The 16,678-nt window shown below is 67.7% G+C and carries 12 protein-coding genes; 8 read left to right on the top strand and 4 right to left on the bottom strand.

All coding sequences use genetic code 11. From position 1 onward, the window contains the following. Nucleotides 1–109 precede the first annotated feature (109 nt). The 4 genes from ABD120_RS09520 to ABD120_RS09505 all read left to right on the top strand — a co-directional run bounded on the left by ABD120_RS09520 (nt 110) and on the right by ABD120_RS09505 (nt 5,565). A complete protein-coding gene (locus tag ABD120_RS09520; protein ID WP_343949383.1) occupies nt 110–3,766 on the top strand; it encodes a multifunctional oxoglutarate decarboxylase/oxoglutarate dehydrogenase thiamine pyrophosphate-binding subunit/dihydrolipoyllysine-residue succinyltransferase subunit in 3,657 nt (1,218 codons plus the stop codon). 71 nt (nt 3,767–3,837) lie between these two features. Continuing rightward, on the top strand, nt 3,838–4,017 hold the full coding sequence (locus ABD120_RS09515; protein ID WP_343949382.1) for a DUF6104 family protein: 180 nt from the start codon (nt 3,838–3,840) through the stop codon (nt 4,015–4,017). 46 nt (nt 4,018–4,063) lie between these two features. Continuing rightward, on the top strand, nt 4,064–4,867 hold the full coding sequence (locus ABD120_RS09510) for a DUF4097 family beta strand repeat-containing protein (protein WP_343949381.1): 804 nt from the start codon (nt 4,064–4,066) through the stop codon (nt 4,865–4,867). Continuing rightward, nucleotides 4,864–5,565, top strand: coding sequence for a PadR family transcriptional regulator (locus ABD120_RS09505; protein ID WP_343949380.1), 702 nt, complete (start codon nt 4,864–4,866; stop codon nt 5,563–5,565). Before ABD120_RS09510 ends, ABD120_RS09505 begins: the two co-directional genes overlap by 4 nt. A 72-nt stretch (nt 5,566–5,637) precedes the next feature. On the opposite strand, the gene ABD120_RS09500 is transcribed toward ABD120_RS09505, so the two are convergent. The 4 genes from ABD120_RS09500 to ABD120_RS09485 form a co-directional block, all read right to left on the bottom strand. Continuing rightward, entirely contained in the window at nt 5,638–6,594 is a 957-nt protein-coding gene (locus tag ABD120_RS09500; protein WP_343949379.1) for a zinc-binding dehydrogenase, read from the bottom strand. A gap of 45 nt (nt 6,595–6,639) precedes the next feature. Continuing rightward, nucleotides 6,640–7,524 (bottom strand): MBL fold metallo-hydrolase, encoded by an 885-nt coding sequence (locus ABD120_RS09495; RefSeq protein WP_343949668.1) that lies wholly within the window; start codon nt 7,522–7,524, stop codon nt 6,640–6,642. A gap of 76 nt (nt 7,525–7,600) precedes the next feature. Next, entirely contained in the window at nt 7,601–8,488 is an 888-nt protein-coding gene (locus tag ABD120_RS09490; protein ID WP_343949378.1) for a hypothetical protein, read from the bottom strand. A gap of 748 nt (nt 8,489–9,236) precedes the next feature. Continuing rightward, entirely contained in the window at nt 9,237–9,590 is a 354-nt protein-coding gene (locus ABD120_RS09485; protein WP_343949377.1) for an SSI family serine proteinase inhibitor, read from the bottom strand. Between the two features lie 187 nt (nt 9,591–9,777). Here ABD120_RS09485 and ABD120_RS09480 point away from each other — a divergent pair, with 187 nt between their 5' ends. The 4 genes from ABD120_RS09480 to ABD120_RS09465 all read left to right on the top strand — a co-directional run bounded on the left by ABD120_RS09480 (nt 9,778) and on the right by ABD120_RS09465 (nt 16,499). After that, a complete protein-coding gene (locus tag ABD120_RS09480; protein WP_343949376.1) occupies nt 9,778–10,887 on the top strand; it encodes a trypsin-like serine peptidase in 1,110 nt (369 codons plus the stop codon). Between the two features lie 245 nt (nt 10,888–11,132). After that, nucleotides 11,133–12,290: a trypsin-like serine peptidase gene (locus ABD120_RS09475; RefSeq protein WP_343949375.1), complete on the top strand. Its 1,158-nt coding sequence runs from the start codon at nt 11,133–11,135 to the stop codon at nt 12,288–12,290. A gap of 596 nt (nt 12,291–12,886) precedes the next feature. Further along, nucleotides 12,887–14,473, top strand: coding sequence for a trypsin-like serine peptidase (locus tag ABD120_RS09470; protein WP_343949374.1), 1,587 nt, complete (start codon nt 12,887–12,889; stop codon nt 14,471–14,473). A gap of 430 nt (nt 14,474–14,903) precedes the next feature. Continuing rightward, nucleotides 14,904–16,499, top strand: a complete 1,596-nt coding sequence (locus ABD120_RS09465; protein ID WP_343949373.1) for a trypsin-like serine peptidase — start codon at nt 14,904–14,906, stop codon at nt 16,497–16,499. Nucleotides 16,500–16,678: the final 179 nt, after the last annotated feature.

The following is a 16,678-nucleotide window of genomic DNA, read 5'->3' as shown; positions in this document are numbered from 1 at the left end:
TCAGGCGGGGCGAGGTCGGTTCTCCGGCACGCCCTACCTGTCCAGGCGAGTAGCCTTGGACAGGTTCTCTAACATCAACGCCGATCTGCGGAAGAGGGCGATTTCCGCCGTGTCGTCTGAGTCGTCGCGGTCAAACCCGCTGGCAAGCTTTGGGCAGAATGAGTGGCTTGTCGACGAGCTGTACCAGAAGTACCTCCAGGATCCCGAGTCTGTGGACAAGGCCTGGTGGAACTTCTTCGCTGACTACAACCCCGACTATGGACCGGGCAGAACCCCGGCCAAGGAGGCGTCGAACGGCACCGTGACCGCTCCAGCCGCCTCCGCACCAGCACCCGCCAAGGCGCCGGCCACCGCCGCGCCCGTTGCCGACCGACCCAAGCAGCCCGCCACCCCCGTGCCCCAGGGCGCGGAGGAGGTCAGGCTGCGCGGCGCCGCGGCACGCACGGCGGCCAACATGGACCTGTCGCTGTCGGTACCGACGGCGACCAGCGTCCGGGCCATCCCGGCCAAGTTGCTCATCGACAACCGCATCGTGATCAACAACCACCTCAAGCGCGGTCGAGGCGGCAAGGTCTCCTTCACGCACCTGATCGGCTTCGCCATCATCAAGGCGCTGCGGTCGATGCCGGAGATGAACTACTCCTACGCCGAGGTCGAGGGCAAGCCGACCCTGGTCAAGCCGGAGCACGTCGGCTTCGGCCTGGCGATCGACGTCCAGAAGGCCAGCGGGGAGCGCCAGTTGCTCGTGCCGTCCATCAAGGCGGCCGACGACATGGACTTCCGCCAGTTCTGGTCGGCCTACGAGGAGATCGTCCGCAAGGCCCGCTCCAACAAGCTGGGTGTGGACGATTTCCAGGGCACCACGATCTCGCTGACCAACCCCGGCACCATCGGCACCGTGCACTCCGTGCCCCGCCTGATGCCCGGCCAGGGCACCATCATCGGCGTGGGCGCGATGGAGTACCCCGCCGAGTACCAAGGCGCCTCACCCGACACGCTCAGCCGGCTGGCCGTCTCCAAGGTCATGACGCTGACCAGCACCTACGACCACCGGATCATCCAGGGCGCCCAGTCGGGCGACTTCCTGCGCCAGATCCACCGGCTGCTGCTGGGCGAGAACGGCTTCTACGACGAGATCTTCGAGGCCCTGCGCATCCCCTACGAGCCGGTGCGCTGGGTCCAGGACGTCTCGCACAGCCACGACGACGACGTCTCCAAGTCGGCCAGGGTCATCGAGCTGATCCACGCCTACCGGGTACGCGGCCACCTCATGGCCGAGACCGACCCGCTGGAGTACAAGCAGCGCAAGCACCCCGACCTCGACATCCAGTCACACGGCCTGACGCTGTGGGACCTCGAACGGGAGTTCGCGACCGGTGGCTTCGGCGGCCGGCCGCTGATGAAGCTGCGCGAGATCCTGGGCGTGCTGCGCGACTCCTACTGCCGCACGGTCGGCATCGAGTACATGCACATCCAGAACCCCGAGGAGCGGGCCTGGATCCAGGCGCGGGTCGAGAAGCCCCACGCCTCCCCCAGCCGCGACGAGCAGCTCAACATCCTTTCGCGGCTCAACACCGCAGAGGCGTTCGAGACGTTCCTGCAGACCAAGTTCGTCGGCCAGAAGCGGTTCTCGCTCGAAGGCGGCGAGTCGCTGATCCCGCTGCTCGACTCGGTCATCAGCGACGCCGCGGGCGAGAGCCTCGACGAGGTCGTCATCGGCATGGCCCACCGGGGCCGCCTCAACGTGCTGGCCAACATCGTGGGCAAGTCCTACGGCCAGATCTTCACGGAGTTCGAGGGCAACATCGACCCGCGCACCGCGCACGGGTCCGGCGACGTCAAGTACCACCTGGGCGCCTCCGGAGCCTTCACCGCGCCGAGCGGGCGCACCATCACGGCCTCCGTGGTGGCCAACCCCTCGCACCTGGAGGCCGTCGACCCGGTGCTCGAAGGCGTCGTGCGCGCCAAGCAGGACCTGCTGGAGCGCGGCGAGGAGGGCTTCACCGTCCTGCCCGTCCTCATCCACGGCGACGCGGCCTTCGCCGGCCAGGGCGTCGTGGCCGAGACGCTCAACCTGTCGCAGCTGCGCGGCTACCGCACCGGCGGCACCGTGCACATCGTGGTCAACAATCAGGTGGGCTTCACCACCTCGCCGGCCTCCTCGCGCTCGTCGGTCTACGCGACCGACGTCGCCCGGATGATCCAGGCGCCGATCTTCCACGTCAACGGGGACGACCCCGAGGCCGTCGTACGCGTGGGCCAGCTGGCCTTCGAGTACCGCCAGGCCTTCCGCAAGGACGTGGTGATCGACCTGATCTGCTACCGGCGGCGCGGCCACAACGAGGGCGACAACCCCGCCTTCACGCAGCCGCTCATGTACGACCTCATCGACGCCAAGCGCTCGACCCGCAAGCTCTACACCGAGGCCCTGATCGGGCGCGGCGACATCACGGTCGAAGAGGCCGAGCAGGCGCTGCGCGACTACCAGGCCAAGCTGGAGCAGGCGTTCACCGAGACCCGCGAGGCGGCCAAGAAGCCGCAGGACACCGGCGGCGAGCTGCGGGTGCCCCCGACCGAGGTCATCAAGTGGTCCCACGACGAGACGCCCACGGCCATCACCGACGAGACGCTCAAGCGCATCGTCGACACCCAGCTCAACCTGCCCGAGGGCTTCACCGTGCACCCGCGCCTCGCGCCGGTGCTCCAGCGGCGCGGCACGATGGTCGAGCAGGACGCCATCGACTGGTCCACGGGTGAGGCGCTGGCCTTCGGCTCGCTGCTCATCGACGGCCACCCGGTCCGCCTGGTCGGCCAGGACTCCCGCCGGGGCACCTTCACCCAGCGCCACGCGGTGCTGGTCGACAGGATGACCGGCGAGGACCACACGCCGCTGAAGACCTTCAACCAGGGCACCACGAAGTTCTACGTCTACGACTCGCTGCTCAGCGAGTTCGCGGCGCTGGGCTTCGAGTACGGCTACAGCGTGGTCCGCCCCGACGCCCTCGTGGCGTGGGAGGCCCAGTTCGGCGACTTCGTCAACGGCGCCCAGACGATCATCGACGAGTTCATCTCGTCCGGTGAGCAGAAGTGGGGCCAGAAGTCCGGCGTCGTGCTGCTGCTGCCGCACGGCTTCGAGGGCCAGGGCCCCGACCACTCCAGCGCCCGCATCGAGCGCTTCCTCCAGGTCTGCGCGCTCGACAACATCACGGTCGCGCAGCCGACGACTCCGGCCAACTACTTCCACCTGCTGCGGTGGCAGGTCGAGTCGGGCAGGCACAAGCCGCTGGTGGTCTTCACGCCCAAGGTGCTGCTGCGCCACAAGCGGGCGACGTCGAAGGCCGCGGACTTCACCTCCGGCACCTTCCAGCCGGTGCTCGGTGACACGACGGTCGACCCGGGCAAGGTCACCAAGGTGGTGCTGACCTCGGGCAAGCTCTACTACGACCTGGTGGCGGCCCGTGAGCAGAGCGGCCGCGACGACGTGGCGATCGTCCGCCTTGAGCGGCTCTACCCGTTCCCCAAGGAGGAGCTCGACGCCGAGCTCGCCCGCTACGGGGCCGGGGTGCGGCTGGTCTGGGCGCAGGACGAGCCGGTCAACATGGGGCCGTGGCCGTACCTCACGTTGAAGCTGGCGGAGGACCCCGACGTGTTCGGCGGCCGTCCGCTCAGCCGGGTGTCTCGCACACCCAACAGCTCCCCGGCGACCGGCTCGCACGCCGCGCACGACGCGGAGCTGGAGGAGATCGCCCACCAGATCTTCTCCTGACGGTTCCATCTCATGCGAACGCCCCGGGCACCGCGCCCGGGGCGTTCGTCGTCCGACCCTAGGATGACCTCATGTACTTCACCGACCGAGGGATCGAGGAGCTGGTCGAGCGCCGGGGCGCGGAGGAGGTCAGCATCAGCTGGCTCGGCGAGCGGCTGCGCGAGTTCGTCGATCTCAACCCCGAGTTCGAGACTCCCGTCGAGCGGCTGGCCACGTGGCTGGCCCGGCACGACGCCGACGACGACGAGTAACGCGATACATCTTGAGTTCCGCCTCAACGCGACATATCGTGTCCATATGACGCAGTGGACGATCGATGGGCCGGAACAACTGACCTTCGGGACGGTCGACGCACTCGACGTGCGCCTCGTCGCAGGCCGGCTGGACGTACTCGCCAGTGAGGGCCCACCGGCCGTCGAAGTGTCGGAGTTCGACTCCGCCTCGCCGCTGATCGTGACCTACGACGAGGACGCCCGCACGCTCAGCGTCACCTACCAGGACCTCACCTGGGAGGGCCTGACGAGCTGGCTGCGGCCGGACCGGCGCCGGGCCGTGCTGTCGGTCACCGTGCCCAAGTACTGCCGGGTCAACGCCGGAGTGGTCTCCGCGCCCGCCGTGATCGCCGGATTCGAGCACACCACCCACGTCAAGAGCGTGTCGGCGGACATCGTCCTCGACGGGGTCAGCGGCACGGTCAACGCCACCACCGTCTCCGGCTCCGTCGAGTGCCGGGCGATGGCGGGCGATCTGTCCTTCAAGAGCCTGTCGGGTGAGCTGGCCGTGGCCGACGGCATCCCGCGCAGGCTCAAGGCCACCACCGTCTCCGGCCGGATCACCACCGACCTGCGGCTGCGGCCCACGGCGTACGTGACACTGAACAGTGTCTCCGGTGCGATCATGATCAGACTGCCCGAGCGCACCGAGGCGGACGTCACACTCCGCTCCACCTCCGGCCGGATGGTCAGCGGCTTCGACGAGCTGACCGAGCACTCCCGGCCGGGCGTGCAGTCGATGTCCGGGCGGCTGCTCGGCGGTATGGCCTCGCTGACGGCGAGGACGGTCTCCGGCGAGGTCGCGCTGCTCAAGGGGGAGAAGGAATGAGTCCCGTGTTCGGCCACGGCCGCCTGCGGCTGTACCTGCTCAAGCTGCTGGAGGAGAGCCCGCGCCACGGCTACGAGGTGATCAGGCTGCTCCAGGACCGGTTCCTGGGCGTCTACTCCCCCTCTCCCGGCACGATCTACCCGCGCCTGGCCCGGCTGGAGGAGGAGGGGCTGGTCACCCACGAGCTGATCGAGGGCAAGAAGGTCTTCTCGATCACCGACAAGGGGCGCGAGGAACTGGACGGCCGCCTCGACGAGCTGGCCGACCTGGAGCAGGAGATCTCCGCCTCCGTCCGCGACATCGCCCGCGAGGTCAAGGAGGACGTCCGCGACACGGTCAAGTCGCTGCGCGAGGAACTGACCAAGATGGCCAAGGACGTGCGGACCGGCCAGCGGGCCGAAGCCGGGCGGCTCAAGGAGCAGCAGCGGCAGTGGGGCGAGCGCGCCAAGACCTGGCAGAGCGAGGGCGAACGGCTCGGCCACGAATGGCGGCGCATCTGGGGCGACCTGTGGAGCACCTTCGGCGGCGAGCAGGGCAACCAGGCCGAACTCGACGCCGAGCTGGGTGAGATCCTGGCCGACTTCGTGGGCCGGGTGCGCGAGGACGCCGGGAACGGCAGGCTGTCGGCCGAGCGCCTCGACGAGATCCGCCGCACCCTCGGCACGGCCGGCGAGCGCATCCGAGACACCCTCCGATGAACCGATCAGGCCGGCCGCCACTCGCCCTGGCGCGATGACGGGCGCGGCAGGCGAAACGAGGGCGTCGCTTCTCTAGTTCGTGAAGACCACCTTGCCGAACACCTCGCCCTCGTGCATCGCGGCGAACCCGGCCGCCGCCTCGCTCAGCGGCAGCGTCCGGTCGATCACCGGGCGCACGCCGGTCTGCTCCAGGAAGACCGCCAGGCGCCGGAGCTGGTCCCGGGTGCCCATGGTGGAGCCGATCACCGACAGTTGCAGGAAGAACACCCGGTTCAGGTCGGCGGGCGGCACCGCGCCGCTGGTCGCGCCGGACACCACGACCCGTCCGCCCGGCCGGAGCGACTTCAGCGAATGGCTCCACGTGGCCTGGCCGACGGTCTCCATGACGGCGTCCACCCGCTCCGGCAGCCGCGCGCCCACCTCGAACACCTGGTCGGCGCCGAGGTCGAGGGCTCGGGCCCGCTTCTCCTCCGAGCGCGAGGTGGCCCACACCCGGTAGCCGCCCGCCCGGCCGAGCGCGATCAGCGCCGTCGCCACACCACCGCCCGCCCCCTGCACGAGTACGGTGGCGCCCGGCTCCAGCCCCGCCTTGTCGAAGAGCATCCGGTAGGCGGTCAGCCACGCGGTCGGCAGGCAGGCGGCCTCCTCGAAACTGAGCGCCGCCGGTTTGGGCACCAGGTTGCGTCTCGGGACGGCCACCCGCTCGGCGAACGTGCCGTCGTGGGTCTCCGACAGCAGCGAGCGTCTCGGGTCGAGGGTCTCGTCCGCCCCCGAGCCGATGACCGCGTGGACGATGACCTCGTTGCCGTCCTCGTCGAGGCCGGCGGCGTCGCAGCCGAGCACGATCGGCAGCCGGTCCTGGCGGATGCCGACGCCCTTGAGCGTCCACAGGTCGTGGTGGTTGAGCGCGGCGGCCTTGACCGCGACCGTGGTCCAGCCGTCGGGCGGCGAGGGGTCCGGATGCTCACCGAGCCTCAGCCCGGCGAGCGGATGATCGGGATCGGTGCGAGCGGCGGTTACGGCGAACATGGCCGCACCCTACTTCAGCCCGATCGAGAACCTCAGGAGGCTGTCTCAGGTCGCCCACACCAGGACGTTGGCCAGGTCCTCCTTCTCGAAGAACGCGATCACGTCCTGCTCCGAGTGGCGCAGACTGAAGTGGGTCAGGACGAACAGGTTGTCCGGATGCGCCGCCACGAACGGGCGCAACTCGCTCCACACCGTGTGGCCCACGCGCCTGGCCCGGTCCAGCTCCGCGTCGTCCAGGTACGTGCACTCGGTGATGATCACCGGGTAGTCGGTCAGCCAGGGGGTGCGCGGCAGCGCGTCGGCGTGGGTGTCTCCCAGGTAGGCGAACAGCGGCCGCCGGACCGGACGCTCCACCTCGCGGCCCTCCGCCCGTTCCCGGGCGAGCAACCGCCCGAACTCCGCCGGGCTCAGCGTCTCCTTGAGGGAGGCGTACTCGGGGGCCAATGCCCGCCGGTTCTCCGCGACGCAGTAGCCGACGCTGGGCACCTTGTGTTCTGTGGCGAACACCCGTACGGCGTGCGAGCCGCCCTTGCCGATGGCGAACTCCTCCTCCGGAGCCACCCCGTGCAAGCGCACCCCTTCGGCCTGGGCCGGGTCGAAGGCGGCGGTCTGGTTCAGCGCGGTCGTGGCCCGCAGGTAGTCGCGGACGTAGCCGGCCGCCTGCGCGGGCGCGTAGACGTCCACCCCGGTGGGCCTGGTCGCCAGGAAGTCGAGGTCCTTGGAATGGTCGAGGTGAGTGTGCGTGAGCAGGACCGTGTCGACCTGACGGCCCTCGACGAGCCCTGCGTCCAGGGCCAGTTTCAGCTCGGGTACGTGGAAGAACGTCTTGTCGTTGGCCCGCGAGTATCCGGTGAGAGTCAGCCCGCCCGGCATGGTCCAGGTATTCCACTGGCGGAACGGGTGCCTGCGCTCAAGCCGGGAGGGGAACATGGTCACGTCCGCAGTATCGCGTGGAGGTCCACGGTTCTCACTTGATTTACGTAGCCGCCTCCCGGGTGCTTTCGGGTCACTTCGGTCTGACGCGGATCTTCGCGACGGCCGTGTCGACGAACTCCTTCGAGCCCGCCGCCGCGACCAGGATGTCCCCTCGGCAGACGGCCCGTGAGTGAGGGCTCGCCGAGGCGACCGAGGCGGGTACGTCGGGCAGTGAGCAGTCCGGCGCCGGGATCAGTCCCAGCGTGTCCGAGCCCACCCCGCCGAACCACAGCTGCGGCCCGGCCGGAGCGCTGCGGCGCCCCTCGCCCGGCCGGGCCATCCGGACCGGGCCCGAGGCCGACAGCACCAGGTAGCCGTCCTTGGTGATGGTCGCGCGCAGCCGTTCGGCGATCGCCATGCGGGTCTCGAAGGCGAGGCTGCGCCGCGCGTCGTACATGGCCAGGCGCCACTTGCCGAACTCGAACAGCAGCACCTGGCCGGTCGCGCCCGCGCCGGGCGGGCGGGGCCACAGCGTCACGTTGCCGGTGAGCCTGCGTAACGGCTCCTCGCCTCGGGTGATCTCGTAGTCCCCGTGGTACGGCGTGGTCAGCGGCCGGTACTCGGGGTAGCCCTCGCCGTCCGCCCAGATGCCGTGGTAGGGCCGCGACCCCAGCTCGGCCAGGCGCAGCGCGGCCGGGTAGCGGACCTCGGCGCGCAGCCCGTGCGGGAAGACGACCTGGATGATCTCGTCGCCGCCGCGTTTCACGGGTTCGACGTACAGGGCGTTCTGGGCGGAGGTGATCGTGGTGAGCGGCGCCCTGGAGGTCGGCGCGGGCGGGGGCGGGGGCGGTGGTCGGGGGTCGCGGCTGGTGAGCACACTGACGACCGGTACGGCGAGGACCACCGCCAGCGCCGCGATGCCGATCCACCTGCGGCGGCTGTTCTGCCCGGCTTCGATCATGTCGAACTGGTCGACCACGACATTCCCTGGAGAGAAGTATGGTTTGCGCCCTTCTGACCAATTTCAGAGCAGAGCCGGGAGGGACGCAAGCCCCACCACGGGATTGTCGTCCCGGGCTAGCGATTCGCCCACAAACCACCATGTCGCGATTTTTCGCCATATTTCATGAAGAACGGGGGCCCTGCCGCCGCCTCTACCCTGCCCCATCACCGTCCCGCCCCTGCAGGAGACCCCCGCCGCCCGCGCCGGACGCCGACGCCGCCCGGCCCCGACCCGACGCCACCCGGCGACGACGGAAGCCCGGCAGCACCCCACGTCCGCGCCATTAACCAAATGTGCACGGAATGACGTGCCTCACATTTTCCGCAACCCATTCCGCATCACCGCCACGCATTAGGGCGCCCCGGGATTTCAGCCTCCGCAAGTGCCTATGAATTCCGGGCAGGACGAATACCGCCGCCGAAATGGCCGTCCGCACAAGAACTTTACGCCTGGGTTCATTCGGCGCACCAGGGCGACGCCCCTGCCCCGATCGGCCCGGCGTGCCGTCCCCCAGACCCGCCGTGATCAGCTCGACGTGCCGTCCCCAGACCCGCCGCGCCGTCCCCTCCGCTTGGCCGGGGCCTCCCGGTGGGAGCCCCGCGCCGCCCAACGTCCGCACTTCAGGTATCCGGCCTGCTCACCGCCCCGCGACTGTGTGACACCACCGCCCGTTTCCGTGGCGGACCCTCCGTACCCCAGAACCGGGAGGTCCTTTTCCGCCCGATCAGAAGTCGAACAGTGCCCCCGTCTCGGCGCGAAGCTCGCAGACGTTGCCGAACGTGGCGGTGTAGCGGACCAGCCGTCCCTCCCAGACGCCCATGGCGTGGACGGCCACCGGCGCGAACTCCTTCGTGCAGTAGACCAGGCTGGTCGTGAGCCGGGACAGGTCGCCCTTCGTCCTCTCCAGCGACGCGCACACTTCGGCGGCACGCGGGTGGGCGCTCGGCTTCCCGTCGCAGACCAGCAGAACGTGACGGCCCGCGTTGCCGAGGACGAAGCCGTTCTGGGGCGGAGCCGCGCTCGCGTGGGCGGCGGGACCAGCGGTGATGGCGATACAGGAAAACGCTGCCAGGCACATGAGTCGCATAACGGCAGCCTTACTCGCGGTTACCCGCCCACCAACGACCGACTCGCGGGACACATGCCTCACAACGGCTTTATGGGGCAGACGTCAACCTTGATCAGATAACGAATCTCCATCCAAGCTGCCATGTGGCTTGTCTATCTGGAAAAATCCTCCCTTACAGCCCAAAGAAAGGCATTCCATGATCTCCCGGGCCAGGACACTGGCGGCAGCCGCCCTCGGCGCGCTGCTGCTGGCGCCTGCGCTCACCGGGACGGCGGAAGCGGCGAGCAAGGTCCACACCTCCGTCATGACCAGGACCGAGGCCGACCTCAAGCGGGTCGCCGAGCACTGGAAGCCGGAGCGGCTCCAGCGCGCGGCCAGCTACTCCGCCGAAGCCTCGCCGGCCGAAGCCGCTCCCTCGTCCTCCCCCAGTTCCTCCAGTTCCGCCAGCCCTACGGCGGCCGGCGCCGTCGCGAGCCCGCCCCTCTCCACCTCGGCACCCCTGACCGGCAAGCTCACCACCGCCGACGTCGCCCCCGCGCCGCCCAAGAACGGCTCCGCCGCGCGGACCATGGGCAAGGTCTTCTTCCGCTTCGACGGCAAGGAGTACTGGTGCTCGGCCGGCGCGGTCGCGAGCAAGAGCGGCAGCGTGGTCGCCACCGCCGCCCACTGCGCCTACGACCTGCGCCGCCCCGGCCCCGCGGAGTACTGGATCTTCGTCCCCAACCCCGGCCCGGACGGCAGCGCCCCCGACGGCATCTACGTCGGCGCGACGCTCAACCTGCACGAGGACTGGCCGGGCAAGGGCGACTTCGACTTCGACTACGCCTTCGTCTCGGTGCACCGGGGCTTCGTCTGGGAGAAACAGAAGGACGGCTCCTTCGACATGAAGGACGTCGGCCGCCTCCAGGACAACGTCGGCGGCCTCGGCCTGGCCGTCGGCAAGGGCCACGGGAACACGATCACCGCCTTCGGCTACCCGGCGGGCCCCCAGCCGGACGGTTCCCGCCCCTTCGACGGCAGGACCCTCCGCACCTGCCGTGGCACCACGTCCAAGACCACGGCGCCGAGCCGCGACCTCCAGTACGGGGTCCTGCTGCAGCCGTGCAACCTGACGAAGGGCGCGAGCGGCGGGCCCTGGCTGCTCAAGTACCAGACCTCGACCCGGCTCGGCTATCTCAACGGCGTCAACAGCCTGACCTGGAACCGGGACGCCAAGGGCAGCTACGACGCCGTCTCCGCCCCGCCGTTCATCACGACGACGATGGCGGTCTACCGGTCCGCCGACGCGCAGGCACCCAGTCGTTGATCACACCCCGTCCCCTCGGGGTTACACAAAAAGGTGGTACATGTCACACCTTATGTGCACCTTAACTCCGTGATCAGGTGCGACTCCTGTCTCGGAATGGTCACTACGCGTGTCCGGGCACTGACATGATCTTGCTCGAACTCCCACCGGACCGGTCAACCCGATAGGTTCCGGGCTTGTCCTTTGCTGGATCACGCGGCGCGAACGGTGCCCGTCTCCAGCGCAACGGAGTTCCTGGAGTTACCTTGAAGCGATCCCTCCTCCCTGCGGGTGGCGCCCTCCTGGCCGTCGGCCTCATGGCGGCCGGCCTGTCCGGCACCGCCCAGGCCGCCGGTGACATCGACACCGACACCATGGCGAACAGCACGCGCGAGGCGGCTTCCATCGTCTCCTTCTGGGCCGCGTCCAACGGCGCCGCCCTGCGCGCCGCCACGTCTTACACGTGGGACGCAGCCGACGTGAAGAAGGTCATCCAGAAGGGCGGCTACAGCCCGGACGGCAGCCCCGGCATGGTCGCCCCCACGACCACCACCGGCAGCGGCAGGTCGCAGAACATCAACCTGCCCAAGACCGTCGGCAAGGTCTTCTTCGTGGACGCCTCCGGCAAGTACCGGTGGTGCACCGCGACCTCCGTCCAGTCCAACCACCGCAACCTGGTCGCCACCGCGGGCCACTGCGCCTACGACACCGCCGGCAACAGCGATGTCATGGGCAAGTGGGTCTTCGTGCCCGGCTACTACGAGGGCAAGGCCCCGCACGGCATCTACGTCGGCAAGCAGGCCTTCACCCACTACGACTTCTCGAACTACGAGGACTACGACCGCGACTACGCCTTCGTCACCGTCTACAACGGTGTCGCCTTCGACGGCGTGAAGCAGGTGGGCAAGAAGGACTACGACGCCTTCTCCGGCCTGAAGTGGTCGCGCGGCGGCAAGCACCACCTCCTGGTTTCCAGGGACGCGGGCCGGCTCGGCGACAACGTCGGCGCCCAGGGCCTGGCCTGGAACCAGCCGAGCGGCAAGCCGGTGCGCGCCTTCGGGTACCCGTACGCGGCGCACCCGGACGGCGACCGGCCGTACTCCGGCGTCACCCCGAAGACCTGCTACGGCCCGACGACCGGCAAGAAGGTCGGCGCGTCCTGGCTGAAGATCGACGAGCACGTCGGCCTCAAGTGCGCCGTCACGCCCGGCTACGACGGCGGGCCGTGGCTGAAGGCGTACAGCAACGCCAAGCGGCTCGGCTACGTCAACGGTGTCACGAGCACCTTCGCCGACCAGGACGGAAACGACCGGATCGACTGGATCACCTCGCCGTACTTCGACGGTGAGACCGCGGAGGTCTACAACGCGGCCAAGAACCGGTGGTCCGGCAAGATCGTCGGCCCCAAGGGCGAACTTCGCTAGGCACTCTCCCCCATCCGGGCCCAGCACCCTCCACGGGTGCTGGGCCCGCGTGCGTTCCGGGACGGACCTGTCAATCTCCTGTGAACTCACGGTGGGCGGTTACGGCGCGTGGGCGGCCGGCCGTAGCGTGGCCGTACGGACAGGCGTCCCCGGATCGGGCCGCCGAGACCCGGGCACAGCACCTTCCCGCCCGCCTCTCGGAACCGGCGACCGACCGCATGGGCGATTCACCGCCCCCTTGGCATGCCTCCGAATCCCCCCTCTTGAAGATCGAGGCGAGCTTAGACGTGGCCACCCGTCGATTCGGTTCCTGTGATCTGCGTCACATTGAACTGCTCACCGAGCGTCACCAGGCACTAGCGACCCGTTCGTCCCATTTTTCGCTCGCCCCGCGTGGCCAGTGAAAACGTGTGTTTACGATCACCGTCGGCGACGAACCCTGACTGGTAACAGCACGATCACGGAGGTACGGGCGCCTTCCAGATGGGCCGATACGGCTTTCACCTGCGAAGATCACACGGGTATGTTCCTTGCTATCCCTTTACTGACGCATGGGTCGCGTGTTGCGACTCACGACAGACCAAGGAGCAGTTCCCTTGAAGCGCATCCTCATCCCCGCCGGTGGAGCCATCCTGGCTACCGGCCTGCTGGCCGCCGGCCTCGCCGGCACCGCCTCGGCCGCCAGTGACGTCACCTCCGACCCGATGGCGAAGAGCGCGGCCACGGCCAAGGCGATCGCCGAGTTCTGGGCGGACAACAACGGCGCTGCCCTGAAGGCCGCCAAGGAGTCCAACATCTGGGACGGCAAGGACGTCGCCAAACTGCAGAGCAAGGGCGGCTACTCGGCCGACAGCAAGCCGAGCACGGTGGCTCCGATCGGCGCCGAGAGCAAGTCCTCCTCGAAGTCACACAACGTGAACTTCCCCAAGACCATCGGCAAGGTCTTCTTCGTCAACGGCAAGGGCGAGAAGAAGTGGTGCTCGGCCACCTCCGTCCAGTCGAAGTACAAGAACCTGGTCGCCACCGCCGGCCACTGCGTGTTCGACACGAAGGCCAACACGGACGTCATGTCCAAGTGGGTGTTCGTGCCGGGCTACTACCAGGGCAAGGCCCCCTACGGCATCTACGTGGGTAAGCAGGCCTTCACCCACTACGACTTCTCGAACTACGAGGACTACGACCGCGACTACGCGTTCGTCACCGTCTACAACGGTGTCTCGCTGTCCTCCAGCAAGGTCGAGGAGAAGCAGGTTCCCAAGTCCGAGTACGACGCGTACACGGGCAACAAGAAGGTCAAGTCCACCGAGCTCAAGGACATCGCCGGCGGCAAGACCGCCGAGCAGCAGTACAAGGACGGCCTCGACCGCTACGGCCCCAACGGTGGCTACCGCGCCGAGACCACGACCACGGAAGAGGCGTCGGGCGGCAACTTCAAGGAGGCCATCCCGACCGTCGACCGTGTCGAGGTCACCGAGGCCCAGTGGAAGGCCGCCCCCAAGGTCGCCAACAAGGACGACGCGACGACCTGGAGGAACGGCGACCAGGGCTCCAGGAAGTTCAAGCCGCTCACCGAGGCCGAGTACAAGAAGGCTCTCGACGACAAGGCCGCGGGCAAGGTCCTGGGCAAGGTCTGGCAGGGCAAGAAGGGCTACTGGCTGACCCAGTACTACGTGGTCCAGTGGTACAAGGTCACCAAGACCACCCGGTACTACCACGACACCTTCTACATCGTCACCGGTGGACAGGGCACCATCAAGGACGCCGGTCGCCTCGGTGACAACGTCGGCGGCCAGGGTGTCGCCTGGAACCAGCCCACGGGCAAGGCCGTTCGCGTGTTCGGCTACCCGGCGGCTCCCCACCCCGACGGCCACAAGAACTACACCGGCGTCACGCCGAAGTGGTGCTACGGCAAGACCTCCAAGAAGACCGTGGGCTCGGCCGCCAAGCGGATCGAGGAGCACATCGCGCTCAAGTGCGCGATGACCGAGGGCGCCGACGGCGGCCCCTGGCTCCTCAAGTACAGCAACACCAAGCGCATCGGCTACGTGAACGGTGTCACGAGCACCTTCAACGACCAGGACGGCAACGACCGCGTCGACTACATCTCCTCGCCGTACTTCGACGGTGAGACCGGTGACGTCTACAAGGCCGCCGCCAACGTGTGGTCCGGCAAGGCGTTCTAGTCGCTGAGCGCGCTCAGCGCAGCTGCCACTGATCCGATTCACCCGAAGGGCCCGGCATCCGCCGGGCCCTTCGGCCGTCTCGACGGAAATCTGTGGGGCTTTGGACGCACGCGGGCCGCGAACGGTGCCATTGAGTCCATGTGATCTGCATCACATCGCGAGTTCGAGCGGCGACGATGATCGACTCACGCCCCTGGAGTCACAGACGCAACATCATTTCGTTGATCTGCGGAAACATCACGCTGGCGCAGGTTGTCCTGATCATCCGCTTACGTCGTCTAAACATCACGGAACGATCACGCCCAACTTGTCCCGCCTTTTCAGGCCAAAGCGGCTTCCTGAGCTCAAGATCGAACCTGTATGTTTCGAGGCATCCCTTTACTGACGCATGGGACGCAAGAAGCGTTCCACGACAGCGCAAGGAGTTACCTTGAAGCGCATCCTCCTCCCCGCCGGTGGCGCACTGCTCGCCACTGGTCTGCTGGCTGCCGGCCTGGCCGGTTCTGCTCAGGCCGACCCGGACATCGACTCGGCGACGCTTGCCGCCGACGTCAAGACCGCGACGGAGACCGTCAACTACTGGCTCGCCTCGAACGGTGAGGCCATGAAGAAGGCGACGGCGTACTACTACGACCACAAGGATGTCCAGAAGGTCGTCCAGAAGGGCGGCTACGTTGCGGACAGCAAGCCGTCGCTCGTAGAGCCGATCGGCGGCGGCAAGACCGTCACCAGCAAGTCGCACAACGTCAACTTCCCGAAGACGATCGGCAAGGTCTTCTTCCAGGGCAGCGACGGCAAGTCTTACTGGTGCTCCGCCACCTCGATCCAGGGTAACTACCGTAACCTGGTCGCCACCGCCGGTTCCTGCGTCTACGACGTCCGTAGCAACGACGACGTCATGGACAAGTGGGTCTTCGTGCCCATGTACTACGACGGCAAGGCTCCGCAGGGCATCTACGTGGGCAAGCAGGCCTTCACCCACTACGACTTCTCGAACTACGAGGACTTCGACCGCGACTACGCGTTCGTCACCGTGTACAACGGTGTTGGGTTCACCAGCACCTCGGCGTCCGAGAAGGAAGTCTCGAAGTCGGCGTACGACGCTCACCCCGGCACGAACAAGAAGATCAAGTCGGTTGAGCTGAAGGACATCCCCGGCGGCAAGACTGCCGAGCAGCAGTACGACGAGGGCCGTGACAAGTACGGCCCCAACGCTGGCTACCGCGCCGAGGGCTTCGGCGACAAGTTGCCGGCTGGCGGCTCCAACGTCGAGGGTGCTATCGCCACCGACGATGAGGTCGAGGTCACCAAGGCCGTTCACGGTGCTGCCGACCCGAAGAAGGACCCGCAGGACAGCAAGACCTGGAAGAACGGTGACCAGGGCAAGGTCGTCGAGATCGCCCTTACCGAGGCTGAGTACAAGCAGGCCCTTGACGACAAGGCTGCTGGCAAGGTCCTCGGTGCGGTCGAGAAGGACGCCAAGGGCTACTGGCTGCGGAAGTACTACGTCGTTCAGTGGTACAAGGTCAGCAAGGGCACCCGTTACTTCAAGGACTCCTTCTTCATCACCGAGGGCGGCCAGACGGGTCTCAAGGACCTCGGCAAGCTCGGTGACAACGTCGGTGGCCAGGGTGTGGCCTTCAGCCAGAAGACCGGCCAGACTGTCCGGACCTTCGGCTACCCGTACGCCAAGCACCCCGATGGCTCGAAGCCCTTCACGGGCGTCACGCCGAAGTGGTGCTACGGCAAGACCGGCTCCAAGGCGACCAAGGTTCCCGCTCTGAAGATCGAGGAGCACGTGTCGCTGAAGTGCACCGTCACCGGTGGCTACAACGGCGGACCTTGGCTGATGAAGTACAGCAACGCCAAGCGCATGGGCTACGTCAACGGCGTGACCAGCGTTCTGTACGACGACGACAAGAACGAGCGTTGGGACCACATCTCCTCGCCGTACTTCGACGGCGAGACCGCTGCGGTCTACAAGGCGGCTTCGGCTGCCGCTTCCGGCACGTACCTGCCGGGCTAGTTCTTACGCCTCGAACCGGGGGTCCAAACCCCGGTTCACCCAGCTTCACCCCGAAGGGCTCGGCTTCCAGCCGGGCCCTTCGGCCTTTTTCCCGATATTTCCGGTGAATTCGGAAATATCTCTTACCGGCAGGCCGATAGGGTACTGACATCCCCTTTGTCACTCCTGTGGAGTCTGTT

This window comes from Nonomuraea longicatena (genome assembly GCF_039525605.1).
GTDB classification, from domain to species: domain Bacteria; phylum Actinomycetota; class Actinomycetes; order Streptosporangiales; family Streptosporangiaceae; genus Nonomuraea; species Nonomuraea longicatena.
This window is presented reverse-complemented; position numbering and strand designations above follow the sequence as displayed.

What these genes read in the sequence shown, in the direction of transcription:
- ABD120_RS09505 (WP_343949380.1), top strand. Translation starts at nt 4,864, where the DNA reads ATGAGTCCCGTGTTCGGCCACGGCCGCCTGCGGCTGTACCTGCTCAAG.
- ABD120_RS09480 (WP_343949376.1), top strand. Translation starts at nt 9,778, where the DNA reads ATGATCTCCCGGGCCAGGACACTGGCGGCAGCCGCCCTCGGCGCGCTG.
- ABD120_RS09515 (WP_343949382.1), top strand. Translation starts at nt 3,838, where the DNA reads ATGTACTTCACCGACCGAGGGATCGAGGAGCTGGTCGAGCGCCGGGGC.
- ABD120_RS09485 (WP_343949377.1), bottom strand. Translation starts at nt 9,590, where the DNA reads ATGTGCCTGGCAGCGTTTTCCTGTATCGCCATCACCGCTGGTCCCGCC.
- ABD120_RS09495 (WP_343949668.1), bottom strand. Translation starts at nt 7,524, where the DNA reads ATGTTCCCCTCCCGGCTTGAGCGCAGGCACCCGTTCCGCCAGTGGAAT.
- ABD120_RS09500 (WP_343949379.1), bottom strand. Translation starts at nt 6,594, where the DNA reads ATGTTCGCCGTAACCGCCGCTCGCACCGATCCCGATCATCCGCTCGCC.
- ABD120_RS09510 (WP_343949381.1), top strand. Translation starts at nt 4,064, where the DNA reads ATGACGCAGTGGACGATCGATGGGCCGGAACAACTGACCTTCGGGACG.